The 25,680-nt window shown below is 58.5% G+C and carries 19 protein-coding genes and 1 tRNA gene; 12 read left to right on the top strand and 8 right to left on the bottom strand.

What is annotated here, in order from left to right:
• Positions 1–281: 281 nt before the first annotated feature.
• Both ROLI_RS11970 and ROLI_RS11965 read left to right on the top strand, forming a co-directional pair.
• Positions 282–356 (top strand) — tRNA-Asn (locus tag ROLI_RS11970).
• A gap of 409 nt (positions 357–765) precedes the next feature.
• Positions 766–1,782: an ATP-binding protein gene (locus ROLI_RS11965; RefSeq protein WP_187429639.1), complete on the top strand. Its 1,017-nt coding sequence runs from the start codon at positions 766–768 to the stop codon at positions 1,780–1,782.
• Positions 1,783–2,045: 263 nt separating this feature from the next.
• Here ROLI_RS11965 and ROLI_RS11960 read toward each other — a convergent pair whose 3' ends face one another.
• The 3 genes from ROLI_RS11960 to ROLI_RS11950 form a co-directional block, all read right to left on the bottom strand.
• Entirely contained in the window at positions 2,046–2,321 is a 276-nt protein-coding gene (locus ROLI_RS11960; RefSeq protein ID WP_187429640.1) for a hypothetical protein, read from the bottom strand.
• Positions 2,322–2,471: 150 nt separating this feature from the next.
• Positions 2,472–3,158, bottom strand: coding sequence for a hypothetical protein (locus ROLI_RS11955; RefSeq protein WP_187429641.1), 687 nt, complete (start codon positions 3,156–3,158; stop codon positions 2,472–2,474).
• Positions 3,155–3,427 carry a hypothetical protein gene (locus tag ROLI_RS11950; protein ID WP_187429642.1) on the bottom strand — a complete coding sequence of 91 codons (273 nt, stop codon included), beginning with the start codon at positions 3,425–3,427 and terminating at the stop codon, positions 3,155–3,157. Before ROLI_RS11950 ends, ROLI_RS11955 begins: the two co-directional genes overlap by 4 nt.
• A gap of 228 nt (positions 3,428–3,655) precedes the next feature.
• Here ROLI_RS11950 and ROLI_RS11945 point away from each other — a divergent pair, with 228 nt between their 5' ends.
• Entirely contained in the window at positions 3,656–4,369 is a 714-nt protein-coding gene (locus tag ROLI_RS11945) for a DUF4145 domain-containing protein (protein ID WP_187429643.1), read from the top strand.
• 478 nt (positions 4,370–4,847) lie between these two features.
• Here the strand turns inward: ROLI_RS11945 and ROLI_RS11940 are convergent, their stop codons facing one another.
• The 4 genes from ROLI_RS11940 to ROLI_RS11925 form a co-directional block, all read right to left on the bottom strand.
• Complete coding sequence (locus tag ROLI_RS11940) at positions 4,848–7,934, bottom strand: hypothetical protein (RefSeq protein WP_222869468.1); 3,087 nt, start codon at positions 7,932–7,934, stop codon at positions 4,848–4,850.
• Positions 7,935–8,078: 144 nt separating this feature from the next.
• Positions 8,079–8,339: an AlpA family transcriptional regulator gene (locus ROLI_RS11935; RefSeq protein WP_187429645.1), complete on the bottom strand. Its 261-nt coding sequence runs from the start codon at positions 8,337–8,339 to the stop codon at positions 8,079–8,081.
• A 146-nt stretch (positions 8,340–8,485) separates the two neighbouring features.
• Positions 8,486–9,694 carry a tyrosine-type recombinase/integrase gene (locus tag ROLI_RS11930; protein WP_187429646.1) on the bottom strand — a complete coding sequence of 403 codons (1,209 nt, stop codon included), beginning with the start codon at positions 9,692–9,694 and terminating at the stop codon, positions 8,486–8,488.
• 446 nt (positions 9,695–10,140) lie between these two features.
• Positions 10,141–11,052 carry an MBL fold metallo-hydrolase gene (locus tag ROLI_RS11925; RefSeq protein ID WP_187429647.1) on the bottom strand — a complete coding sequence of 304 codons (912 nt, stop codon included), beginning with the start codon at positions 11,050–11,052 and terminating at the stop codon, positions 10,141–10,143.
• 41 nt (positions 11,053–11,093) lie between these two features.
• On the opposite strand from ROLI_RS11925, the gene ROLI_RS11920 reads away from it, so the two are divergent.
• Positions 11,094–12,419: an ATP-binding protein gene (locus ROLI_RS11920; protein WP_187429648.1), complete on the top strand. Its 1,326-nt coding sequence runs from the start codon at positions 11,094–11,096 to the stop codon at positions 12,417–12,419.
• A gap of 196 nt (positions 12,420–12,615) precedes the next feature.
• Here ROLI_RS11920 and ROLI_RS11915 read toward each other — a convergent pair whose 3' ends face one another.
• Positions 12,616–13,077 (bottom strand): peroxiredoxin, encoded by a 462-nt coding sequence (locus ROLI_RS11915; protein WP_187429649.1) that lies wholly within the window; start codon positions 13,075–13,077, stop codon positions 12,616–12,618.
• A gap of 116 nt (positions 13,078–13,193) precedes the next feature.
• Here ROLI_RS11915 and ROLI_RS11910 point away from each other — a divergent pair, with 116 nt between their 5' ends.
• The 8 genes from ROLI_RS11910 (at position 13,194) to uvrA (ending at position 25,671) form a co-directional block, all read left to right on the top strand.
• A complete protein-coding gene (locus tag ROLI_RS11910; RefSeq protein WP_187429650.1) occupies positions 13,194–16,541 on the top strand; it encodes an AsmA-like C-terminal region-containing protein in 3,348 nt (1,115 codons plus the stop codon).
• 9 nt (positions 16,542–16,550) lie between these two features.
• Entirely contained in the window at positions 16,551–17,600 is a 1,050-nt protein-coding gene (gene queA / locus ROLI_RS11905; protein ID WP_187429651.1) for a tRNA preQ1(34) S-adenosylmethionine ribosyltransferase-isomerase QueA, read from the top strand.
• Between the two features lie 110 nt (positions 17,601–17,710).
• Positions 17,711–18,970: an MFS transporter gene (locus ROLI_RS11900; protein ID WP_187429652.1), complete on the top strand. Its 1,260-nt coding sequence runs from the start codon at positions 17,711–17,713 to the stop codon at positions 18,968–18,970.
• 89 nt (positions 18,971–19,059) lie between these two features.
• Positions 19,060–19,644, top strand: coding sequence for a DUF924 family protein (locus ROLI_RS11895; protein ID WP_187429653.1), 585 nt, complete (start codon positions 19,060–19,062; stop codon positions 19,642–19,644).
• 133 nt (positions 19,645–19,777) lie between these two features.
• On the top strand, positions 19,778–21,172 hold the full coding sequence (gene lpdA, locus ROLI_RS11890; RefSeq protein ID WP_187429654.1) for a dihydrolipoyl dehydrogenase: 1,395 nt from the start codon (positions 19,778–19,780) through the stop codon (positions 21,170–21,172).
• Positions 21,173–21,198: 26 nt separating this feature from the next.
• Positions 21,199–21,576 (top strand): hypothetical protein, encoded by a 378-nt coding sequence (locus ROLI_RS11885; RefSeq protein ID WP_187429655.1) that lies wholly within the window; start codon positions 21,199–21,201, stop codon positions 21,574–21,576.
• Positions 21,566–22,729: an MFS transporter gene (locus tag ROLI_RS11880; protein WP_187429656.1), complete on the top strand. Its 1,164-nt coding sequence runs from the start codon at positions 21,566–21,568 to the stop codon at positions 22,727–22,729. The genes ROLI_RS11885 and ROLI_RS11880 overlap by 11 nt, the downstream gene beginning before the upstream one ends.
• An 80-nt stretch (positions 22,730–22,809) precedes the next feature.
• Positions 22,810–25,671, top strand: a complete 2,862-nt coding sequence (uvrA, locus tag ROLI_RS11875; protein WP_187429657.1) for an excinuclease ABC subunit UvrA — start codon at positions 22,810–22,812, stop codon at positions 25,669–25,671.
• Positions 25,672–25,680 lie beyond the last annotated feature (9 nt).

Here is a 25,680-nt window from a genome sequence, read left to right as displayed (position 1 = left end):
CCTCAAAATGAGCTATAAAGTTAAAGAGGAAGAGGACGAAAAAATCTACGATTGGCGCTACATGCTCGCGAATGACTTCGCAAAGGTCCCAGAATTCAGAGCTACCGCAACGGGCTGCGATAAAGCAGATTGCAACTCTTCTGCCTGCTAGAACTGGGCCGCCGGGCGGATCGCTTCAAGGTGATTGTCTATGGGCACTCGCTCAAGAACAGAAATCCCTGATTTTTCCTGTAAAATCCTCTGGACGATATAATTTGTCGCTGTTATGACGCACAAACCGTTCCGGCGTAGCTCAGCGGTAGAGCAGTTGACTGTTAATCAATTGGTCGTAGGTTCGATCCCTACCGCCGGAGCCAATAAAAACAAGCACTTAGACGCCATACGGGCCAGGTGTGAGCTACTCAAACACAGTATAGATACAGTATTCGCGTCTAGCGCGGCTTTGACGCTGTATTCGGACGCAAAGCCAGTGCTCAATCTGCAAGTGTCTACAATTCCAGACAGATAGGCTCTTCACAGATACTCGAAGTCATGAAATGGTGATTTCATGATCGGAGCATGAGTCATGCCATCGCAACGAAAAGAGAAGCCTCACCCGGACGAGGTCCACCTGCAGGTGACCGTGCCGCGGCGGGTCAAGCACGCACTGGACGTGAAAGCCGCCGAGACCGGACGGACGAAACGTACGATAGTCTTGGACGCCCTCAGAAAAGCCGGCTTCGACGTAACTGATGAAGAGGTCGCTGGGCGACGAAGGGGTCGTGAATGACGGACAGCAATACGGCGGAAGACCGCGGCAAGTATTTGATGACAATTTCGCGGATGACCGTCGATAAGCTGGGGGTCAAGCTCTATGACAAGGTCTCGGCGGTTATCGCGGAGCTCGTCGCCAACGGCTACGACGCCGATGCGGAGGAGGTCACGATTGAGGCACCAATGGGATCCATGTTGGCGTCACTGTCGAAGGGGGTAGTGGCAGACAGCGGCTTCACGATCACCGTCAGCGACACAGGCCACGGAATGAACCCTGACGTCGTCAATCCCTTCTATCTCAAGGTTGGAGGCGAGCGCCGACGGGACCCTGCAAGGGGAGACCGGACGCCGATCCATGGGCGCCGCGTCATGGGTCGAAAGGGAGTCGGAAAGCTGGCACCGTTTGGCATCTGCGAGACGCTGGAAGTTATCTCGTCGGGCGGTGACCTGATGGACGGCAAGGACGAAAATGGAAACGGCGCTAAGGGTTATCGGACGGCACATTTCATAATGCGCCGCAGCGACATCATGTCGGACGACGACTCAGACTATCAGCCAGAAATCGGAGCACTCGACGAGACTGTCCAGCCGAAGGCCGGAACAAAGATCATCATGCGCGATTTCAACAGACGTCAGGTACCAGACATGGATATCTTCGCGAGGCAGTTAGCCCAGCGTTTTGGCGTCGCCACGGCTGACTGGCGAATAAAGCTCGTCGACACAAACCTCGCAGCGGGCACTCATGGTCGAGAGCGCATACTCGGTGGGTTCGAAATCGCTACGATGCCCAACACCAAGATAATATTATCGGGCCCCACAACCGAAGCCATCGACCCATCGCGCAGTGCAGAATTTAAGGCTGTTGACGAGAGTGGTCGTGATGTTGCTGGCGCCGCGGCTGGATTTATCTCATCGAACGGGAGCTTCTATCCTGTAGTCGGCTGGGTCGCCTATGCGAAGGAGTCCTACCGCGACGACCTGATGGCCGGTAGGGGCGCTTGTCCTTGCCGGGTGCCTCGCTTCGCTTAATGGCGAGTGCGACGAGCATCTGGTCGGACCAGAACAGGTTCAGTTCCGATTGGGCCAGCGCGAAGTCGGGTCCGGCGAACTGGATCGGACCCATGACCGATCGCGCGTCGCCGTAGAGGTGCCTTACCGGGAACACGTTATGTCAGCCACGGACCGACGCCGAAGACGCGCCAGGTAGTTGTCCATGTGGTACTGGTAGTTTCGCACCGTTGCCGCCGAGAGGTTCCGTTCCTTGAAGTGCTCGACGAGGGCCTGTTCCAGCGTCATGCCTGTAGCCTCGGGTCCAGCGGTCGGATCGACGCCATCAGCTTTCTGGCCTCGTTTCGCGCCTCGCCCAGACGGACCAGATCGGTGCGTCCGATCTTGACGCGAACGGTGCGGACGTGGCGCTTGTTCCGCCGTACATCGCCCTGCGCAGCGAAGGTCTTCGTGGTCTTGTGGCAAATGCAGAGTAGACCCTTCACGTCCGTGTCTCTGTGGATGCCGGAACCCAATTCGAGGTCGCGAACCCGCGCCTCTGTGAACTTGAATATGGTCATTGATAAATACCGTCCTGAGCACTGTTTCTGGGCACAGCTCGGATGATGCCGAGTGAGCCGATAGGACGAATATTGCCTTGTTTACATGGGTTCGTACGCCCCGAATTGGCGAGAATGGACCATGATTTACTCGCTTTTTCAGACTGTTAATCAATTGGTCGTAGGTTCGATCCCTAGCCCTTCATGGCTGACCATCAAGAACGGAATCTGATCCAGTGGTTTGCCGTTGACTGTTGGGATATGGTTGTCGCCCACATCGACGCGGGTTTTGTGCTGGTCACGAATGAAGCGGCGGAACTGATAGACGCCCGCCTCAAGAATCAACTCATAGGTTACGTCCGCATCTTCCCATTGTTCATCGGACGACAGATGCACGCGGGTCAGCATCTTTCGACCATCGACAAAACCTGTCGAGAAATCTTCGATGCTTTCCGCGCGGAAGGTGCTGATGTGCGGCACGGTATTGGCAGTTGCGCCGTCTGTCGGGAAGTCGAGCAGGATGCCGAAACGGCCCATCGTCGCGACCTCGCGCACCATATTCTCAATGAGAACCTGCATCGGCGCGTTCTCATAGGTCGCATTCAACCTCATCGGTTCGAGGCGCGGCGGCAGCTTGACCACGGGGTCTTTGCGCAGGGCGAGACCGACAAGGGCGCGGAGAGTCATTTCCGGCGCTCCGTAGAAGCAGGCGCGGTCAAGATAGTGGGTGTAATTCTGCGCCGACATGCCGTCAGGTTTCGGGACATACAATTGCCCTTGATCCTTCACAGCATCTTCGCCGTCGAGGCAGTCGCGAATGAGGTGGTATTGCGATTGCAGCCGGTCCCAATTCCTCATGCCGTCGCCTCAAGGACGAGGGCGAGCAGGTGCCGGTAAGGCAGTTCGAAGCGACCGCTGCCCGCATGGACACGAAGACCATCGCGGGAACGGTCGATCATGACGGAATCGACCATCACGTCGCGCTGTTCGGGGTTGAGCAGCAGTTCACGGAGGCCGGATTGCAAAAACGGTTTCGAGATCGGGATGGAGAAGGCGGTCGAGGATGAAACGGTTTTTTGAGCGAGCGTGCAGGCCTCGTCACCGTCTGCGGTGAAAGTGATTTGCATGGGTTGATGCTTTCGTTGTGGGTGAACGGCCATCCGAAAGGAACGTCGCGCGAAGATGGCCGTTCAGATGAGCCAAGCCGCGCAGATCGAATGTGGACGGACGCCGCCGGGGCGCTCAACTCAGGAATGAGGTGCAGGAGGTTGTTCGGGCTGAATAAATCAGGTGGAGCTTTGTCGCCCTGACGGGTAGACTCTAAGCTAAATGAAAATCGCGGAGATGCCCGAGCAATGGCGGACAAGAAATTTGAAGAGGGTCATTGCCCAAGTTGTGGATCGGATCGCGCGGATATTGTCGCGGAGCACAAAGATGAATTTCACGGAGGCGGCGCGGGCTTCGACTTCCAAGCCAATACGTTCTATCGGGTATTGGAGTGCCGAGGCTGTGGTCAACACTACTTCAAATCTACAAGTTCAAATTCCGAAGATTACTTCCATTATTATGATCCAGAAACTGGTGAAGAAGAAACAGAATACACTGAAACCGTTCATTACTGGCCTCCAGCGGCTAAGCGTCGCTCCCCCGAGTGGGTAGCTGAAATAGGTTTTGAGGACCGCGTTCTTGGATCGCTATTCAATGACGTTTATACTGCCTTAGATAATAATTTGGGCGTTTTAGCCGCAATCGGTATGCGGACAGTGTTTGATCGCGCATCTGAATTGCTCAAGATTGACCCAGCCAAGACGTTTCAACAAAAACTCAATGAGTTGAAGGCTGGCGATCACATCACCGAAAAGGAAAAGACGGTTCTCGGCGCGTTGATCGACGCAGGAAGTGCAGCAGCACATCGGGGTTGGCAGCCGAAGCCTAAGCAATTGGATGCCATGATGACTATCCTAGAAGCCTTTTTGCATCGCGCCTTCTTGCTTGAAGACATTGGAGCCGAACTTGGCAAGGGTGTCCCAAAGCGACAACCCAAGGGCGCGAAAAAGAAACCCGCTTAGCGCCCGCGTGAAGGCAGTTGTCGGGCCGTCGGGCACAGACGTAGGGGCGAGGGTCAAGTTGCGCAGCACGCGCCTAGCTGGCCGGGGCTGTCGTGGGGGTCGAGCGCGGTCGCAGATTTTTGCTCAGATGTTTCCGACTGTGGGGCCGGGTTTCCACGTCAGCAGCAGGGGGTTCCAAAAGGTGCCGGTGTGTATCTGCGACTTGGTCGCAACTGGATGTTGCAGCGTTGTTGCAGAGGCTGTCCAACCGCTTGATGTGCAAGTGCAATCCACCAGTGCGATTGATCGGTGATCAATTGGTCATGCGCAACTATGTCAGCATTGTTGACGCATCACGGATAGACCGCTCCGAGTGACAGTGGCAGCATGTCCGCAGCGCGGCATCACAGGCAGCAGTTTATACCGTCACTGCCGTTAATAGAGATACATACTATTAAGACGAGTGAGGGTATAACTGCGACCAAGTCGCAACTGCGCATCACCGATACTGCGCACCATGCCACGGCCACACTGCTGGCTGCGTCTCTGCCGTAAGCGCATCGGCGTCGATCTCCCAGCCCTCAGCCGTCGTCACCATCCCTGCGAACACCGTGCCATCTTCATCAAGCCAAGGCTCACGTTCGAACGCTTCGCGCAACTCACGCACCTCTTGCATGTGCCGCGATGCATCCTGCATGGCGTCGAACCTCGCAGCGTTGTCGTCCTTCCGCCGCACAGGTTCCCGCCAATCGACGACCTCCAACCGATCACACAGATACCGCCAGCCGCCCTCACCAATCCAGACGCGCCGCCAGTGATTGTCGCCGCGCATCCTCACCTCAATAAACTCGGCCCGACGTTCCATCGCCCAGCCGAATAGGTCGCCCAATCCCTGTTTGATCCCGTTCGGTGACATTTCCTCAAACTTCCGAAACAGCATCTGCGCCATCTTTGGCGTGGCGACGCGCACAGGCGCACGGGCATATTCCAACTCGTCCGGCAGCAGATCATCGAACCGCTGCACCTCATCGACCTTCACTGGCAACACCATGTTCGTGAACAGCCTGATCTCGCAGCCCTGCCGCACATGCCGCGCCCGCGCTGCCGCCTGCATCATCGCACCTTCGCAGACGACCCAGCGCAAATCTTCAACGCGCGGATCGGTGTGGCGTTCGCACCACGCCATGCCAGCGCCGCCGACCATCGCAATCGGACGCTTGGGATACCATTGCGCGACAGGCACAATCGGATCACCGTCTTGATGGATAGCGCGTGCCATGTCCTCAACGTCCTGTGGCGCTGGTAATGGCCGGCCAACAATGTCGATCTTGCCGCCCGCCCAATCGTTCAGCCCCTCCAGAGCATTGAACCATCCGGCCAGCATCATGTTTTCGTCTATAAGCGCCTTATAGGAGAACAGATACCGCCCCTCTGAAATGCGCGCTACATCTGCCCGGAACTGTTCTGCCCGTGCCTTGTCTTTCTTGTCCGTCTCATCCCATTCCTCAACGCGGTCGCCCGTGCCGTAGAGCAGAGACTTCTTCGACGTGTTGATTGGAACCTGAGTCACCTTTGCGTCTGGGTGCTTTTCAACTTCGATGGAAACCCATTCATCCACCGGCAACACGGCTTCGACCATCGACCGCTTGATGGTCGCAGACAGGATCAACACAGGCACGCGCGGGCGATTGGTCTCCTTGTCCCACGGGATGCCCGCAATCTTCTGCCGCCAGTTCAGGTAGACGCCCTTCTTGTTCGGCGTGACGCGCAGGCGGTTGAGCGAGCCAGCCTCAAGCGCATCGCGCAGACGACGCCAGAATGAGACGTACTTATACCACTGCCCATCGTAGTCGGTCGCCGCGTTCAGCGCCTCGCTGGCTGACATGTCGGGCGTGATCTCGACCTCCGGTGCAAGTTCAGTCTCCGCCTTGATCAATTCTTTGCAGACTTCGACCGTAAATCCGGCCCCCTCAAGCCGTTCGATGGTCAAGCCGTCCTTGAACACTTGGGCAAGCCTCAAAAGCCATTCGCCCATATCGTGGCGCATCACGTCGCACAGGTCTTTGATCTCGACATAGCCGTCCTTGATCAACGCGCCGAGAAAGTTCTCGTCGATCACAACGAAGTTCGGCACGCGGCTGTGTCCGTGTTCCTTGGCGATCTGCAACGGCAGGTGAGCATGGGTGCGGATGCGCAGATCATGGGTCAGCGACTTGTTGTGCAGTTCCCACCATAAGCAGCCAGGTCGGTCGGAACACTGCGCCACCTCGTTGCCACAGAACGCTTTTCGGGTTTCCTTAACGATCCCCTGAACCTTTGAGATCGCCTCATGCTTCGTGCAGACGGGTCGCCCGTGCAAATCTTGGCTGCGACCAAGCTCCGTGTAGGCGGTCATGCCGTGCGAGCGGGCGTCTGCTTCGATCTGTGCGGAAAGGTTATGATTAGGCACATAGAGGTCGGTGAAGAAGATGCCGTTGGTGTGTTCGGCATATCGGGTTTCGACGCCGAGCCAGTGAAGCGCCCAATAGGTTTTGCCGAGACCCGCCTCTGCTTCGATCACCTTCACGCCCGGTTCGTTTGCCGCAACGAATGTCTTGATCTCGTCACTGAGCCGCTGCGTCGCCTGAGCGAGCGGCACCTCCCGCCGCGTCGTCGGGAACGCCTTACGCCTGCGCCGTGCGCCGCGTATTTTGTGGTAGCGGGCTTTGATGTATCGCTCATCGAAGTCATGCCTGTCAGCCGCGCGCACGCCAAGCCGTTCATACTCACCGGACAATGCAGCCCAGCACTCGGTAAAGACGCTTTCAGGGAACGCGGTTCGATAGGCGACCATGAACTTCAAAACCGAGTCGTGACGACTGCTTGCATCCCAGCGGAGCGTCGGCATCTGCCCCAGTAAGACAGCAGGTGCCACATCGACCTCGATCATGTCGGGCAGCTTAAGCACATCAACAGGCCCAGCGATGCCTTCGACCAAGTGTGCGCGCACAGGATGTGGGTCGTCTAGGCCGCGAAGTTCGGGTCTGGCCGTGAAGACAAAGCCACCCGGCTTATAGATTCCATAGTCGATCAGTTTTCTGTCGGTCCCGATGCGCTGCGAAAGGTCAGCGTTCCAGTGTTCAGCGTGGATTTGCTGCTCGGTTAGGTCCAACGGTTCGACTTCAAACGCGACCCGGAGGCGATGCCCCGGCTTAAAGCCCGGCGACGGCGAAAAGGCATAGACAAACCGACGACTGCGCAGGAATGGAAATGCAAAACGCACCGCTTCTTCTGCGGTTCCGTCATATTCCAATGAGTCGAGATCGACGACGCACAAGCTGGTGGCATTGTCCGCAAAGTCGAGGCCCGTGCGCCCACCGCGTTCGATCAATGGTTCGCCAAGAACCAATGATGCCGTAGGTACATCAGAAAGGCGGTTGAGAAGGTCGCAAACGCCATCGAGCGTAGCAACGTCGTGCCGCTCGTAGATGAAATCCTTGGCATACCGAAAGCCCTCAGAACGCTCGTCCTGCTCCGGGCCGTTGTCGCCTGCACGCCAGACCTTTCGGAGGTCCGGGCCGGTGCTTGTTGCTGTAAATATGTGCATCTGCTTCTTTCTTGCAGACGCTATTACCTTGTTTTCTGGTCGGTTTCCATCAAAGCGTGATGTATAAGCGAGTTGTCGATGCGATGGGTTCGCTGCTTTGATGAAAACGAGAGGGACGAGGTTCTAGCGGCTTCGTCCCTCTTTTCAGTTCACGCGGTGAGAACGTGCCCATTCAAGAACGTCCTCCCGATCATACAGGATTGTCCGGCTGGAAATGTGCAAGAACGGCGGGCCGCTTTGTGCGCCTGCGTTGCGTTCTTTGCGCCAGAGGTAAAGCACCTCCTCCGAGCGGTTCAGGTATTCCGCACATTGCGCAGGCGTCATGAGATCAGGCAGCTTTTGCTTGACCTGCAAGCCGCGCAACTCATCGCGCAGCGCACGGATTTCTTGGGTGAGTTCTTCCATCGACAGGCTCCTTCACGTTCAGAATAGACGCAGGCCTGTTGATATGCTGGCGGATGCCTTCATACGATCCGGCACCAGCCCCTGATGGATCGAATATGGTCACGCCGGCTTGTTCTGCCGCACAGCGACATCGACGCGCGACCACATTAGCGCCTGACGCCGATCTGGACAACATTCGAAGAAGGTACTGCCCCGCATTCGACCTCAATCTGTTTGGCGATGGCGTTCGCGTCCTTGTGGGACATGGACCCCTGATCATAGAGATCCTGCACGCCCTTCTCCATGTCACCGCGCAACTGGTCGATGATGTAAGACGGCAGACGCAAGCGGCGGGCTGCGGTCGTGAACAGGCGGCGGGCATCGTGCGGCGTCATGCGGACACCATCGCCTTTCAACTGCTGCGGATGGAAGATGTGCTTTTCCGTGTCGTGCTGCGGGAAGACCCATTCGCTGTGCCGGGGCAGCGCACGCAGCGCCGCGACAACGCGGTCAGCGATGGGGAATGCCGCCTCCGTCCCGTTCTTCAATTCAGCGGCGCGCAGACGGGCGCTGTCGAGGTCAATGTCGGCCCAGCGGAGTTCGGTCACGTTCTTGGCGCGGAGGCCCGTGAACAGCATCACCTCCCAAGCCGTGCCGATAATCAGGTTGTGAGCCTTCTTTGCGTAGATCAGTTCAAGGGCGGGCCATGCTTCGTCCACATCGAACTTCACCTTGTTGTTCCGCGCCCGGTATTTCACCTTCTTGAGCGCGTCGGCCACGTTTGGAATACGACGGACAACCGACGCCCGTTTAAACGCCGTGCCAATGATCTGGCGCAGGTGCTGCTGCTTCGAGGTCGGCTTGCCGTTGCCATCGACATGGGGCGCAAGGGCGCGTTCAAGGTCCGGCAGTGTCAATTCGTCAATGGGCCGGTCGAACAGCTTGGCAAGGTGACGCTCGATCTGCTCGCGGTAATAGGTCTTCGTTCGCTCCGATGCATCCGACTGCTCGATGTCGGATTCCATCGCATCGCGCAGCGTGTGGATGCCCGTAGAGCGGTCGTCTGTGCGGGTCGTGATAGCATCCATCTTTTCCTTTGCCACATCGCGGGCGGTATAGACGGTCGGCAAGTCAGGCCATGCGCCCAGCGTGACGGACCGCACCTTACCGTCGATGCGCTTCGATAGCACCCACGTCTTCTTGGTGGCTCCGACAGCAAGACGGATGCCGCGGGCATCAGGATCGGGTTTCACCGATGGGTCGGAATACATGATGGTGTTGCCCTGCGCTTGCTTGATCTTCGCAATGGCGGGGCGTGTGGTCAGGTTATGGTTAGGCATCTCTGCAACATCCTCTGCAACATTCAATGAGGACATGTTCGGTTCTCTACCGGTGGTTGCACAACTTGTTTTTCGTTGCAGAACAGTGCTTTACCCTATTTTACTGATCAAATCTGGCGAACCACCCTTGGCGAGTCGTTCCCTGTTAATCAATTGGTCGTAGGTTCGATCCCTACCGCCGGAGCCATTTTTCTCCTTCTATCCCATTGAAATCCATATGAATAAGGGTTTTCAGTGTCCCTTCGGGTTACTGTACGGAATACATTGGGGATACAACGAAGAATGGCACTACTGATGAAGCTACTTAACGTAATCGTCAGCAGGGCAAGTTTGTTTACTGCAGCCACTGATCCGTGCTCTCTTACTGGTGACCGCATGGCTGCAAATGGCTTGCTCAAGAGCAATTTGGCGGCGCATGCCATCAAAATTGATGTATCCGCAATATGTTCCCTTTGGGCGACCCGCTCTAACAGCCGCTTTGATTACAGCAGTTTGAATTCTGCCTCTGAATGCAATTCACCTAAGGGTGCCACTTTTTCTCTCTGCATCAGATCGATGAGATGTGCCAGAACGTTCCGCGTTGCTGCGGGTAACAAATGATCTGGAATTTCCGTGTAGATGACCTTTGCAAGGGTCAGGGCCGGGGCGGGGTTGGCCCGCAATGCCGCAAGGATCGCCGCTTCGCGCGCGTTGCGATGTTTGATCAGCCAGTCCAGGCGCGCCGCGGGATCTGCGATCACATCGCCGTGGCCGGGGAAAAAACTGCGCCATTTGCGTTGTGCCAATCGGCGGCAAGACGCCATGAAATCGCTTAAATCTCCGTCTGGTGGGGAGACCAGCGAACTTGCCCACCCCATCACATGATCGGCCGTGAAGCAATCATCACCCCACGCCAGACAAATGTGATTGCCGATATGCCCCGGCGTGTGGAGCGTTTCCAAACGCCACCCCTGCGCCTCGATCAAGGTGCCATCCGCAAGCGTGACATCTGGTGAAAACCCTTTGTCCACACCTTCTCCACCACCAACCAAGCCGCTTGCGCTGAGATGTTGCATGATCTCGGAGCGCCCGGCGCTGGCACCACCAAAGCCATATATCTGCGCATCGCAATGCGCCTGGAGCGGTCGCGCCAGGGGGGTGTGATCGAGATGCGTGTGTGACACGATGATATGTGTGATCCGCTGATCCGGTGCGATGGCCGCCAGGATCGCCTTGAGGTGGTGCGGATCGTCAGGTCCGGGATCGATAACGGCGATATCACGATCTCCCAGCAGATAGGTATTGGTGCCACGATAGGTCATCGCAGAGGGGTTTGAAGCCACAATCCGGCGCAATCCGGGGCGCAAATGGACCGCCTCTCCGGGGGGCGGATCAAACGCATCTGTCATGGGCATTCGCTCTTTCTAATGATCTGCGGTCTCGCTAGGTTCAGCTTATGTTTTTTGCCTGGCTCAAACAATATATGCCGCGCAGCCTTTATGCGCGCGCCGTTCTTATCCTGCTGTTGCCGGTGGTGGTTTTGCAACTGGTTGTGACCGTGTTGTTTCTCACACGCCACTTTGAGGATGTGACGCAACAGATGACGGATACGGTCGCGCGCGAATTGCGTCTTGTCCTGTCGATCGTTGATCAGGCACCGGATCGCGGCTCGACGGGAAGTGCGGTGATCGAGCGGGCCTCGCAGCTCGCCATCACGGTGACGCCGATCCCGGCAAGCGATGTGCCCGCACGCACGCTGCGCGATTGGTATGACTTTTCAGGCAGAGTGATCGTCAAACGCCTTCCTGATGAAATCGGGCAGATCGCGGCCATCGATCTGACGGAAAACCGCCGGGTGCATGTTTATGCTGATACGCGGCACGGCATGGTAAAGATCAGTTTTGACCGCCGCCGTATCTCTGCCTCCAACCCGCATCAGCTCTTTGTGAATATGGTGTTTTTTGGCGGGCTGATCACGGTGATTGCAATTCTCTATCTGCGCAATCAATTGCGGCCCATCAAACGGTTGGCGCGCGCAGCCGAAGCATTTGGCCGCGGGCGCCATGAACCCTACACGCCTGCTGGTGCGGTAGAGGTGCGGGCTGCGGGCAACGCCTTTCTGGACATGCGCAACCGGATCGAGCGCCAGATCGAGCAACGCACTCTGATGCTCTCCGGGGTCAGCCATGATTTGCGCACGCCCCTGACCCGCATGCGTCTGAGCCTGTCCATGCTGGAAGATGAGGAGCGCATGGCGCTGGAGCAGGATGTGGATGACATGCAGGCGATGCTGGATGCCTTCCTGAACTTCGTTAAAGGGGCGGGTGAGGGGGAAAGCGAGGCCGTGGATCCGCATGCGCTGGCCGAAAGCGTTGTGAGCGAAGCCGGTCGGGCAGGGCGGGATGTGCGGATGATGCCCAGCCAGGGGGATGGCACCGGGACAATCAAGCTGAATGGTCTGGCGATGCGGCGGGCGTTGGACAATCTGATTTCAAACGCGGTGCGCTACGGCGCGATGGCGGAGGTCTCAGTGCTGTTTACGGATAAGACCTTGCGCATCCGGGTCGAGGATGATGGCCCCGGTATTCCGGAAAACCGCCGCGCGGAAGCCACGCGCCCTTTCACCCGCCTTGATCCGTCGCGCAATCAGGACAAGGGGGGCGGTGTCGGTCTGGGACTTGCCATTGCAACGGATATCGCGCGCGCGCATGGCGGCGTCTTGCGTCTGAGCAGTTCCGAACGGCTGGGCGGTCTGCGCGCCGATATCGTCATCGCGCGATAATCCAGAGGGTTATGGAGGCGCTGTGCTGTGAGAGAGTGGATCACACTACAGCGCCCCTCAGAGATCGAGGTCTTACCGCGCCGAAACCGGTGCGGTTCAACAATTAGCGCCAACGTCCATTTACATTAACTTAAGCCTCTAAGGCTCTTGAAAATTACGTTTTATTCCATCCCTGCTAAGCACCTGCCGCGCGCAATTACAGCCCCTGAACGGCTTCCAGAACACTCTCTGCATGGCCGGGTACTTTCACCTTCGGCCAAATCTGTGCGATCATACCATCTGCCCCAATCAGAAAGGTGGTGCGTTCAATGCCCATGAATTTCTTGCCGTACATGCTCTTTTCTTTCCACACGCCATAGTCTTCGCAGGCCGAGCCATGCTCGTCGGACAAAAGCGGTACGGTCAGCTCCTTTTTGGTCACGAATTTTTCGTGGCTGGCCATGCTATCCTTGGAAATGCCGAAGACGACAGCGCCCGCGGCCTCAAATGCCGCGCGGTGCTCGGAAAAGGCGATGCTTTCCTTGGTGCAGCCGGGCGTATTATCGCGCGGATAAAAGAACAGCACGACGGGTTTACCGCGCAAATCCGATAGGGTGACATCACCGCCATCGGTGCTGGGCAGGGTAAAATTCGGAGCGGGGTGCGAAATCTCTGGCATGGGTCTCTCTTCGGTTTTAAGCTTCGGGCTGAGATGACATAATAGTGCCAGGCACGCCAGAGTGAAGGCCTGCATCCAAGTTTCGCCAAAGCCCTCGCAGCAATTCAAGAAACGGTATGGACCCCCAGACATCTGAGCCCCGCAAGCCGCGTCGCAAGAAAACCGCTCTGGCGGTCTGGATGCTGCTGGCCTTGGTGCTGGCCGGCGCGGGCGGTGGGCTCTGGTGGGTGAAGGACCGCGCCATGGTATTACCCGACTGGGCGCGGGCGCAGATTGATAGGCGTCTGACCACCCTGATCCCGGATGCCATTGTCAGCTACGGCGACATGATGGTGATCGTCGATGAAAACTGGCGCCCCCGCGTTCAGGTGCGTGATGTGCGTGCCAGCACGCCCGATGGCGGGGAAATCATTGCCTTCTCCGAAGTCCGCGCCAGCCTGTCGCGCAAGGGAATGTTACGCGGTAAGCTGGAGTTGCGTTCTATTGATCTTGGCGGTGTGTTTTTGAACCTGCGCCGAAGTGCGCAGGGCGCGGTCTCGCTCTCTGCGGGTACCGGGTCGGGGGCTGTCCCGCCGCCTGCGCGCCAGGCGCCCAACCTTGTCGAACTCATCACTGAATTGGATGAATTGCTGCTGCGTCCGGGTCTGGTGAACCTTGACGCGGCCAATCTGAATGCCCTGACGCTGCGCTATGAGGATGAGCGGGCAAACCGTGCCTGGACGATCGACGGTGGGCGGCTGACGCTTGAGCGCAGCGGTGATGAATTGCGGCTCGCGGTTGATCTGGCGGTTCTGGGCGGTGGCGCAGATGTGGCGACACTGGTTGCAAGCTACGCAGGGCGCATCGGTGAAACAGCCTCGGATTTTGGCGTGACCTTCGCCAATGTGGACGCGGGTGATGTGGCCGTGCAGGGGCCCGCCTTTGGGTGGCTGCGCGCGCTGCGGGCACCGATTTCGGGCTCGCTGCGCGGCGGCATGGATGCAAGTGGTGCCTTTGAGCCGGTGAGCGCGACTTTCCAGATCGGCGCGGGCGTCATCCAGCCGACCCCTGAATCCAGCGCGATTCCCATTGAGGGTGCCCGCAGCTATTTTACCTATGCCCCCGCGACGGGGGTGTTGCGCTTTGATGAGCTGTCACTTGACAGTAAATGGGTCAGCGGGCGTCTCGAAGGCAGCGCCGCCTTGGCCGATGATGGCCAGGGGCGGATCGAGGACCTCGTCGGGCAACTTCGGCTGACGGATCTCGAAATCAACCCGCTGGATTTTTACGAAACGCCGGTGCAGGTGACAGAGGCCGAGCTTGATTTCCGTCTCACGCCACGCCCCTTTGCGCTGCACCTGGGGCGGTTGCAGATTATGGATCAGGGCAATCGCCTATCCGCCAGCGGCACGGTGGGTGCGGATGAAAACGGCTGGGATATCGCTCTGGATGCGCAGTTGGACCGGTTTGAGGCTCCGCGTCTCATGGCGCTTTGGCCCGAAGCGGTCAAACCCAAAACGCGCAATTGGTTGAGTGAAAACCTGTTTTCGGGCACCGCGCAGGACGTCAATGCCGCGCTGCGGTGGCGCGCGGGCACAGAGCCGGAAACATTCCTGGGCTTTGATTTCAGCGGTGTGGATGTGCAGTTTCTCAAGGGCATGCCCCTGATCAAGGATGCAAAAGGCCATGCCTCCATCATCCGGGACCGCTTGGCGCTGATTGTGGATCAGGGCAAAGTCGAGGCACCAGAAGGCGGCAGCATCGATCTGGCCGGAAGCTCGTTCATCATTCCCGACACCAAGGCGCGCGAAGACACGCCGGGTGTTATCCGCCTGGAAACGGACTCCTCGGTGACCGCAGCCTTGTCGTTACTGGATCAACCGCCGCTTGAAATCATGCGCAAAGCGGGCCAGCCTGTGTCGCTGGCACAGGGTCATGCCTCCATTTCCGGGACACTGGCATTGCCGCTGGAAAAGCAGGTGCAGGTCGAGCAGGTCAATTTTCACCTCACCGGCGAGGTGACATCGCTGCGCAGTAGTGCGTTGGTAAAGGAGCGCGTGGTGAGCGCGCCGCGGTTGGCGCTGGTGGCCTCGGATGAGGTCATTACCCTGCGCGGGGCAGGGGATCTGGACGGGGTGCCTTTCGATGTGACATGGGAGCAGCCCCTCGGCGCGCCCGGCACTCCCGGTCGCGTGACCGGCCAGATCGACATCTCCCCGGAAGCGCTGGAAACGCTCAAGGTTGGCCTGCCCCCCGAATATGTACGCGGACAGGGCAAGGCTGATGTTGTCGTGGTGTTGCAAAAGGATCAGCCGCCGGAACTGGATCTGTCCTCTGATTTGCGCGGCATAACGCTCTCCATCCCCCCCATCGGTTGGTCCAAGCGGGCCGACGCACCCGCTGATTTTTCCATCGTCGCAACGCTGAGTGAGGTGCCAAAGATACAAAGCCTGATCCTGACTGCACCGGGCCTGACGGCACAGGGCGACATTGTCCTTTCCGGTGCGGGGGCGTTGGATCGCGTGCGCCTGTCGCGTGTCCGTGTAGAGGATTGGCTGGATGTACAGGTCGATCTGGTGGGGCGCGGCCCGGGCGTGCCGGTCGGTGTGGATTTGCGCGGTGGCACGCTGGATCTGCGCCGTGCTGATATTCCCGAAACCGCCGCTGCGGGGGATCAAACCCCGCTGAGCGTTTCTTTGGACCGCCTGCAGGTTTCCGACACCATCGCGATCCGCGATATCAGGGGCGATTTTACCACCGGGAGCGGGCTTGATGGGGCTTTCACCGGCACGATCAACGGGGGGGCGCAGGTGCGCGGGCGGATGATCCCCCAGGGCACGCGCAGTGCGATCCGTCTGACGGCCGAAGATGCAGGCGCGGTTCTGGCCTCGGCCAACCTGTTGCAACAGGTGCGGGGCGGGCAGTTCGAGTTGATCCTGACGCCGGTGGGCCGGGATGGTGCCTTTGACGGACAGCTGCGGGTTTTGGAAACGAGCGTGGTGGATGCACCTGCAACAGCCGCCCTGTTGAATGCGGTCAGCATTGTGGGGCTGTTCAACGCGGAGGGCGGCAGCAGCCTTTATTTTTCCGAGGTCAATGCCGATTTCCGCCTCACCCCGACCCGGATCACGCTGCGCGAGGCCAGTGCGGTCGGCCCCTCCATGGGGATTTCGATGGATGGGATCTATGCGCTGGACAGCGGGCAGTTGCAGATGCAGGGCGTGTTGACGCCGGTCTATATCCTGAACGGGATTGGCAGCGTCTTTACGCGCAAGGGCGAGGGGCTCTTTGCCTTCAATTATTCGCTCACCGGCACGGCCAAAAATCCGGAGGTTTTTGTCAATCCGCTGACCGCGCTGACACCGGGGGGTATTCGGGATCTGTTCCGCGCGCCCAGGCCGGATGTGCCGCTGGAGGACGGCGAAACCCCGCCGCCCGTAATCGAGCGCAGAGCACCGGTTGCAACCCACGGGTCGGACCGCTAAAGCGCCGCCATGAAACTCAGTGATTTCGATTTTGATCTGCCCGAACATCTGATTGCGACCCGTCCTGCGGTGCCGCGCACCGCCGCGCGCCTGTTGGTGGCCCACGGCGCGCAGATCACGGATGCGGTTGTGTCCGACCTCAGCCGGTTTCTGCGTGCGGGCGATCGGTTGGTGCTCAATGACACCAAGGTGATCCCCGCGCGCCTGACCGGGGTGCGGCACCGAACGAGCGCGCAGGGCAAGACGGAGGCGCGCATTGAGGTCACGCTTCTGGAGCCGCGCAGTAATGGGACCTGGGCTGCCTTGATCAAGCCGCTCAAGAAGGTGAAGCCGGGCGAGGACATCTGCTTTACCGACGATCTGAGCGCGCGGCTGGAAGGGACGGCGGACGGGCAGGGGCACCTTGCATTCAACCTCAAGGGTGATGATTTCGACGCGGCTCTCAACGCTGCCGGGGCGATGCCTTTGCCGCCCTATATCGCGGCCAAACGCCCGGCGGATGCGCGCGACAAGACCGATTATCAAACCGTATTTGCGCGCAACAAGGGTGCTGTCGCAGCCCCCACCGCCTCACTGCATTTTGATCGGGACTTGCTGGCCGCGCTGTCGGATATGGGCGTGGATTTCACCCATGTCACGCTGCATGTGGGGGCAGGTACCTTCCTGCCGGTGAAGGTCGATGATGTGACCACCCATAAGATGCATGCCGAATGGGGCCAGGTCAGCGCCCAGGCCGCAGGCGAAATCATCAAGACAAAAGAGGCAGGCGGGCGCGTCATCCCGGTGGGGACCACGGCGCTGCGGCTGATCGAGACGGCGGCGCGCGGCGCGCGGATTGCCGCGTGGCAGGGGGATACGGATATTTTCATCTACCCCGGTTTCCGGTTTCAGGTCACCGATGGGTTGATGACCAATTTCCATTTGCCCAAATCGACGCTGATGATGTTGGTCTCCGCGCTGATGGGCCAGGACAGGGTTCACGAGATTTACGATCACGCCATAAGTCAGTCGTACCGGTTTTTTTCGTACGGCGATGCATCGCTTCTGTTCCCGAAATAATCCCGTGAAGGCGCAAAGCGACGTTTGACGTCGCACATGAAACGGACCGGGCCTGCGCGTTCAGGCAAGCACGGGCCAGACGCACAGGCCTGGATGAAACGGAGAACCACATGTTGCAAGTATTGTCAGGAGCCTGGGCGCTGTTGCTGGGCATGTCATTGCTGATGGTCGGGAACGGGATGCAGGGCACATTGCTCGGCATTCGCGGCGAGATCGAAGGCTTCTCCACGCTGGAAATGTCCATCGTCATGTCGGCCTATTTCGCGGGGTTTCTGGGCGGCTCACGCATGGCACCGGGGATGATCCGCCGGGTCGGCCATGTGCGGGTCTTCGCGGCGCTGGCCTCGCTGATCTCGGCGGTGATGATCCTCTATCCGACCTTCACCGAAGTCTGGGTCTGGACGCTGGGCCGGGTGTTGATCGGGTTCTGCTTTTCGGCGGTCTATGTGACGGCGGAAAGCTGGCTCAATAACGCGGCGACCAATGAAAACCGCGGCCAGGCGCTTTCGCTCTATATGATCGTGCAGACTGCGGGCATCGTCCTCAGCCAAGCCCTGCTGCTGACGGCGGACCCTTCGGGCTACGTGCTCTTCGTAATCCCTTCGGTGTTGGTTTCCATCGCCGTGACCCCGATTTTGCTCTCGATCAGCCCCACACCCGCCTTTGACCGCACCAAACCCATGAGCCTCAAGGAACTTGTCGGCTTTTCCCCGCTGGGCTGTGTGGGCATGTTCCTGTTGGGCGGCGTGTTCTCGGCGCAATTCGGCATGGCCTCGGTGTACGGGGCCAAGGCCGGGCTGAGCGTGGCGCAAATCTCGACGTTCGTGGCCACCTTCTTTGTGGGTGCTGTGGTGCTGCAATACCCGATCGGATGGATTTCGGACCGGATGGATCGGCGGATTTTGATCCTGATTCTGTCGGCCATCGGTGCGGGAGGCTCGCTTGTCGGGATGTTGATGGGCGCGCAATTTACGATGTTGCTGGTGTCTGCTTTTGTGGTCGGGGGCATGTCTAACCCGCTCTATTCGCTGTTGATCGCCCATACCAACGACTTTCTGGAGCATGATGATATGGCCGCCGCTTCGGGCGGGTTGATTTTCATCAACGGGCTGGGCGCGATCTCGGGGCCGATCATCACGGGATATATGATGGATGTTGTCGGGCCGGGTGGCTTTTATCTCTTTACCGGGGTGTTGTTCGCCTTGCTCGTGGTCTATGCGGGCTATCGTTCGACTGTGGGCAGACAAGTGTTGGAAACCGGTGCCTATGTCGCCGTGACCCCATCTTCCACTCCGGTCGCTTTGGAATATGCGCAGGAATACGCCATTGAAACCGAATTAGGCGACGAAAACACCACAAACAGAGGTTGAATGTGTCGTTATGATGCAAAAAGTGACTAGGAAATTGACTGAATTGAAACGTACGATACGCTTATAGTACGGTTATTTGGAGACGTGTAATGATTGGCCCCGAAGAAATTCTGAGTTTTTGGCTGGATGAAGTTGGCCCCGAAGGATGGTACAAGCAATCCGATGCGCTTGATCGTGAGATCAAAGACCGTTTCGAGGCAACATGGCGTGGGGCCTGTGAGGGGAAGTTCTCGCTCTGGCTGACCTATCCCAATGGGGCGCTGGCCTATATCATCTTACTGGATCAGTTTTCGCGCAACATGTTCCGCGGTTCAGGCCGCGCCTTTGCCAGCGACAAGGCCGCTCTGGCCGCTGCAAAATCCGCCATCGACAAGGGCTGGGACATGCGGATCGATGCCCCCGCGCGGCAGTTCTTTTACCTCCCGCTCATGCATTCGGAAAACCTCTGCGACCAGGAACGTTGCGTGCGGCTGATCTGTGATCGCATGTCCGATGATGGCGGTGATAATCTGTTACATGCGCGCGCGCACCGGGCGATTATCCGCGAATTCGGACGTTTTCCGTTCCGCAATGACGCGTTGGCCCGTGCGCCAACCAAGCCGGAACTGGAGTTTGTTGCGCGCGGTGGCTACGGCGAAATGCTCGGTCGTTTACAAGGTGCCAAGGCCGCTTGAACCTGACGCCGGGACGGCCTCTGTACCGCCAAGGCTGGCGGTTATCTGTCGCGTCACCGCTGTGGTTGCTGCGGGTTGTAATATAGTTTAACGGTAAACTATATTTGAGCACCCCCATCAGCGAGGACATGACATGGCAGCGAAATCCTTTGACCTTATCGTGATTGGGGCGGGGCCCGGTGGCTATGTCGCGGCGATCCGCGGTGCGCAATTGGGCATGTCTGTTGCGATCATTGAACGGGAACATCTGGGCGGTATTTGCCTCAACTGGGGTTGTATCCCGACCAAGGCCATGCTGCGCTCTTCCGAGGTTTTCCACCTGATGCACCGGGCCAAAGAGTTCGGCCTCAAGGCGGATAACATCGGCTATGATCTGGACGCCGTCGTTAAACGGTCACGCAAAGTGGCGGGCCAATTGTCGGGTGGCATCGGTCATCTGATGAAGAAGAACAAAGTCACGGTGTTCATGGGCGAAGCTTCGATCCCCGCCAAGGGCAAGGTCACCGTGAAAACCGACAAGGGCTCCGAGGAGCTGACCTCCAAGAACATCGTGCTGGCCACCGGTGCGCGCGCGCGCACCCTGCCGGGGCTGGAAGCGGATGGCGATCTGGTCTGGACCTATAAACACGCGCTTGAACCCAAACATATGCCCAAAAAGCTGCTGGTGATTGGCTCCGGCGCGATCGGCATCGAGTTCGCCAGCTTTTATAACACACTGGGGGCGGATACGACCGTAGTTGAAGTCATGGACCGCGTGCTGCCGGTAGAGGACGCCGAAATCTCTGCCTTCGCCAAGAAGGCCTTTGAGAAACAGGGCATGAAGATCATGCAAAAAGCGATGGTCAAGCAGCTTGATCGCGCCAAAGGTAAAGTAACCGCCCATATCGAGACCGGTGGCAAGGTCGAGAAGCATGATTTTGATACGGTGATCTCCGCCGTCGGGATCGTTGGCAACGTCGAGGGGCTGGGTCTTGAAGCTTTGGGCGTGAAGATCGACCGCACCCATGTCGTGACGGATGAATTTTGTCGCACCGGGGTCGAGGGGCTCTATGCCATCGGTGACATTGCCGGTGCACCGTGGCTCGCCCATAAAGCCAGCCACGAGGGCGTCATGGTGGCCGACCTGATCGCGGGCAAACACGCGCATCCCGTCAAACCCGAAACCATCGCGGGTTGTACGTATTGCCATCCGCAGGTCGCCTCCGTGGGCTATACTGAGGCCAAGGCCAAGGAGTTGGGCTATGAGATCAAGGTGGGCCGCTTCCCCTTTATCGGCAATGGTAAGGCGATTGCCCTTGGCGAGCCAGAAGGCATGATCAAGACCATCTTTGACGCTAAAACGGGCGAGTTACTGGGCGCGCATATGATCGGGGCCGAAGTTACCGAGTTGATCCAGGGCTATGTGGTCGGTCGCCAGTTGGAGACCACCGAAGAGGACCTGATGAACACCGTCTTCCCGCACCCCACCTTGTCGGAAATGATGCATGAAAGCGTGCTGGACGCTTACGACCGCGTCATCCATATGTAACGCGTTAATAAACGGCGGGACCCAGCGTGGCAAAACTCAATAGGTCCAGCCTTGTTCCCATTGCCCATGCTTACGGAGCGGCGGCACATGGTCTGGCCGTTTCACAGTTGCGCGCGCAGGATATCCCGGTTTTCACGCAAAGCACTTATTTTTCCGGCCTTTTTCCGCAATATTTCGTACCCGTCGGCGGGATCGCGATAACCGTTCCGAAATCCCATGCGATGGACGCCAGCGCAGTGCTCCAAAGCACCGTCTGGGACTCGCGACCGTTCTCCAAACTCAAAGCGGCAATGTGGGTTGTCATAACGCTGGCGATCCTGGTGCCGCCCCTCCCGACAGCTGTGTTCCTGCGCAACCGCCGTACCAGTGGTGTAGCAATGCGGTCGATACCCGATGATCCGTGAAAAATCAGACTGGTTCCTGATCCTCGCGCTCTGGGGGGCTGGCCTGGGCGCTGCGGCGCAATATGGCAAGTTCAGTGCGGTTTTTGATCAATTACCGGCCATCTATCCGCAGGCTGGCGCGGCGCTCGGGTTAATCGTTTCCAGCGTCGGCATATTGGGCATCTTCCTGGGCGTCGCCGCCGGGCTCGTGGTGACGCGCGTGCGCTACCGGCGCGCGCTGCTCTGGGCGTTGTGGATCGGGGCGGCGATCTCGGCGTTTCAGGCGCTGTTGCCGCCCTTGCCCTGGATGTTGCTCAGCCGCGCGCTGGAGGGGGTATCGCATTTGGCCATCGTCGTCGCCGCACCCACGCTCATTTCGCAGCTTTGCGCGCCCAAGGACCGCGGCCTGGCGCTCACTCTCTGGGGAACCTTCTTTGGCGTGGCGTTTGCGCTCTTGGCTTGGGCCGGCCTGCCGCTTGTGGCCTGGCGGGGCGTGCCTGCGCTGCTGATCGCGCATGCGCTTTACATGGCGGGTTTCGCGCTTTTTTTGGGGGCGCGCTTGCAGGCGTTGAGGCTCGATACCCCATTGCCGCCGCTGTCAGCGGTGCAAATATTGCGCGATCATGGCGTGATTTACCGCTCGGCGTCCATTTCCGCACCTGCCATCGGCTGGCTGTTCTATACGTTCTGCTTTGTCTCCATTCTCACGGTTTTGCCACTCTACATCGCGCCGCAAACACGTGCCTTGGTCATGGGGGCGATGCCGCTGACCAGCATCGCCGTGTCAATGACGGTGGGCGTGGCTTTGTTGCGCTTGATGCCCGCAGTTTGGGTTGTTTTGATCGGTTTCGCGGGAAGTGCCCTGACCATGGTTTGGCTTTGGGTGATGCCCGGAAATGCCATTGCCTGTCTTGCACTGTCCGGTGCCATGGGGCTCATTCAGGGGGCGAGCTTTGCCGCCGTTCCCCAACTCAACACAAACCCCGAAACCCAAGCGCAAGCTAATGGGGCCATGGCGCAGATGGGCAATGTCGGCAACACGCTCGGCACGCCGGTGATGGCCGTGGCTGCTGGCGCGATGGGCTATGCCGCGCTGCCCTTGCTGGCGGGGGTGGCGTTTGTTTTGGGGGGCAGCGCGCATTTGATACTGGCCCGCCGCCGCCGTCATGGTTGAAGTTTACCTTTTGTTCTCAATTTTGCATTGGCGTTTCCGATCAATCCCCCTATGTCTAGGCTGTGATACGGGGGTGCCTGATGGCCGAATTGAAACATATCGAAGTGCGCGGTGCGCGCGAACATAATCTAAAGAACATCGACGTGGATATTCCGCGCGACCAACTGGTTGTGATTACGGGACTTTCAGGGTCGGGCAAATCCTCTCTGGCCTTTGATACGATCTATGCCGAAGGGCAGCGCCGCTATGTCGAATCGCTCTCGGCCTACGCGCGCCAGTTCCTCGACATGATGCAGAAACCGGATGTGGATCACATATCGGGCCTGTCCCCGGCGATTTCCATCGAGCAGAAGACCACCTCTAAGAACCCGCGCTCCACCGTGGGGACGGTCACGGAAATCTACGACTACATGCGGCTGTTGTTTGCCCGTGTCGGCACGCCTTTTTCGCCCGCGACCGGTAAGCCCATCGAGGCCCAACAGGTTCAGGACATGGTCGACCGCGTCATGAAGATGGAGGAGGGAACCCGCGCCTATCTGCTTGCGCCCATCATCCGCGACCGCAAAGGCGAATACCGCAAAGAATTTCTGGAGCTGCGCAAGCAGGGATTTCAGCGCGTCAAGGTGGATGGGGAATTCTATGAACTCGATGAGCCGCCGACGCTGGACAAGAAGTTCCGCCATGACATTGATGTGGTCGTTGACCGGATCGTGGTGCGGGAAGGTCTGGAAACCCGTCTGGCCGATTCATTGCGCACAGCACTTGATCTGGCCGATGGCATCGCGATCCTGGAAACGGCCCCCAGCGAGGGTGATCCCGAACGCAGCACGTTTTCGGAGAAATTCGCCTGCCCGGTGAGCGGCTTCACCATTCCCGAGATTGAACCGCGCCTGTTTTCCTTCAACGCGCCCTTTGGGGCCTGCCCGGAATGTGATGGTTTGGGGGTCGAGTTGTTCTTTGACGAACGCCTTGTGGTGCCGGATCAGAACCTGAAAATCTATGACGGTGCTTTGGCCCCCTGGCGCAAAGGGAAAAGCCCCTATTTCCTGCAAACCATTGAGGCCATTGCCAAACATTACAAGTTCAAACAGACGGACAAGTGGAAGGACCTGCCCGCCAACGTGCAGCAGGTGTTTCTTTACGGTTCTGGCACCGAAGAAATCAAGTTCCGTTATGACGAGGGCGGGCGCGTCTATCAGGTGACCCGCGTCTTTGAGGGCGTGATCCCGAATATGGAGAGGCGTTATCGGGAGACCGACAGCAATTGGATCCGCGAAGAGTTTGAGCGCTATCAGAATAATCGCTCCTGTGGTACCTGCGGCGGGTTCCGGTTGCGCGCCGAAGCCTTGGCCGTGAAAATCGCAGGGCTGCATGTGGGCGAGGTCGTGCAGATGTCGATCCGCGAGGCCTATGATTGGTGCCAGACCGTCCCGGAGCATCTGACAAATCAGAAAAACGAAATCGCGCGTGCCATTCTCAAGGAGATCCGTGAGAGGCTTGGGTTTCTGAACAACGTCGGCCTCGAATACCTCACGCTCAGCCGTAATTCCGGGACGCTTTCGGGCGGAGAAAGCCAGCGGATTCGCTTGGCGAGTCAGATCGGGTCGGGCCTCACGGGCGTGCTCTATGTGCTCGATGAACCCTCCATCGGGCTGCATCAACGCGACAATGACCGTCTGCTGCTGACGTTGAAAAACCTGCGTGATCAAGGCAATACGGTGATTGTGGTTGAGCATGATGAGGAGGCCATCCGCGAGGCGGATTACGTATTCGACATTGGCCCCGGCGCGGGCATTCACGGCGGTCAGGTCGTCAGCCACGGCACGCCGGAAAAGGTCGCCAATGATCCAAATTCCATCACCGGGCAATATTTGACCGGCAAGCGCGAGATTGCGATCCCAGCGACGCGCCGCAAGGGCAATAAGAAAAAACTGCAGATCGTCAAGGCTACCGGCAACAATCTGCAAAACGTGACCGTGGACTATCCGCTGGGCAAATTCGTCTGTGTGACGGGTGTGTCGGGCGGGGGTAAATCCACGCTGACCATCGAGACGCTGTTCAAGACCGCCTCGATGCAACTCAATGGTGCGCGCCAAACCCCGGCTCCATGCGAAACGATCAAGGGGCTGGAACATCTCGATAAAGTCATCGACATTGATCAGCGTCCCATCGGGCGCACACCGCGCTCCAACCCTGCGACCTACACCGGGGCGTTTACGCCCATCCGCGATTGGTTTGCCGGTCTGCCCGAGGCCAAAACACGCGGCTACAAGCCGGGGCGGTTTTCCTTCAACGTCAAGGGGGGGCGTTGCGAAGCCTGTCAGGGCGATGGTGTCATCAAGATCGAGATGCATTTTTTGCCGGATATGTATGTGGAATGCGAGACCTGCAAGGGCAAGAGATATAACCGCGAAACGCTGGAAGTTACCTTTAAAGGCAAGAGTATAGCGGACGTTCTTGATATGACGGTTGAAGGCGCGCAGACCTTCTTTCAGGCGGTGCCGTCGATCCGCGAAAAGATGGATGCGTTGATGCGGGTCGGGCTTGGATACATCAAGGTCGGGCAGCAGGCGACAACGCTGTCTGGTGGTGAGGCGCAGCGCGTGAAACTGTCAAAGGAGCTCAGCAAACGCTCGACGGGGCGCACGCTTTATATTCTGGACGAGCCCACGACCGGTTTGCATTTTGAGGATGTGCGTAAGCTCTTGGAAGTGCTCCATGAACTGGTGGATCACGGCAATTCGGTCATCGTGATCGAACACAATCTTGATGTGGTGAAAACGGCGGATCATATCATCGATATCGGTCCGGAAGGCGGTGATGGCGGTGGGCGCATCGTGGCGACCGGGACACCGGAAAAAGTGGCGGATGTGGCCGAAAGCTATACCGGTAAATACCTCAAGCCCATGCTCGAGCAGACGAAACGCGTGGCCGCTGAGTAAGGTTAATCC

This window comes from Roseobacter fucihabitans, from assembly GCF_014337925.2.
Lineage (GTDB): Bacteria > Pseudomonadota > Alphaproteobacteria > Rhodobacterales > Rhodobacteraceae > Roseobacter > Roseobacter fucihabitans.
Note: the sequence above shows the minus strand (reverse complement) of the source record. Positions and strands in the feature narration are given on the sequence as shown.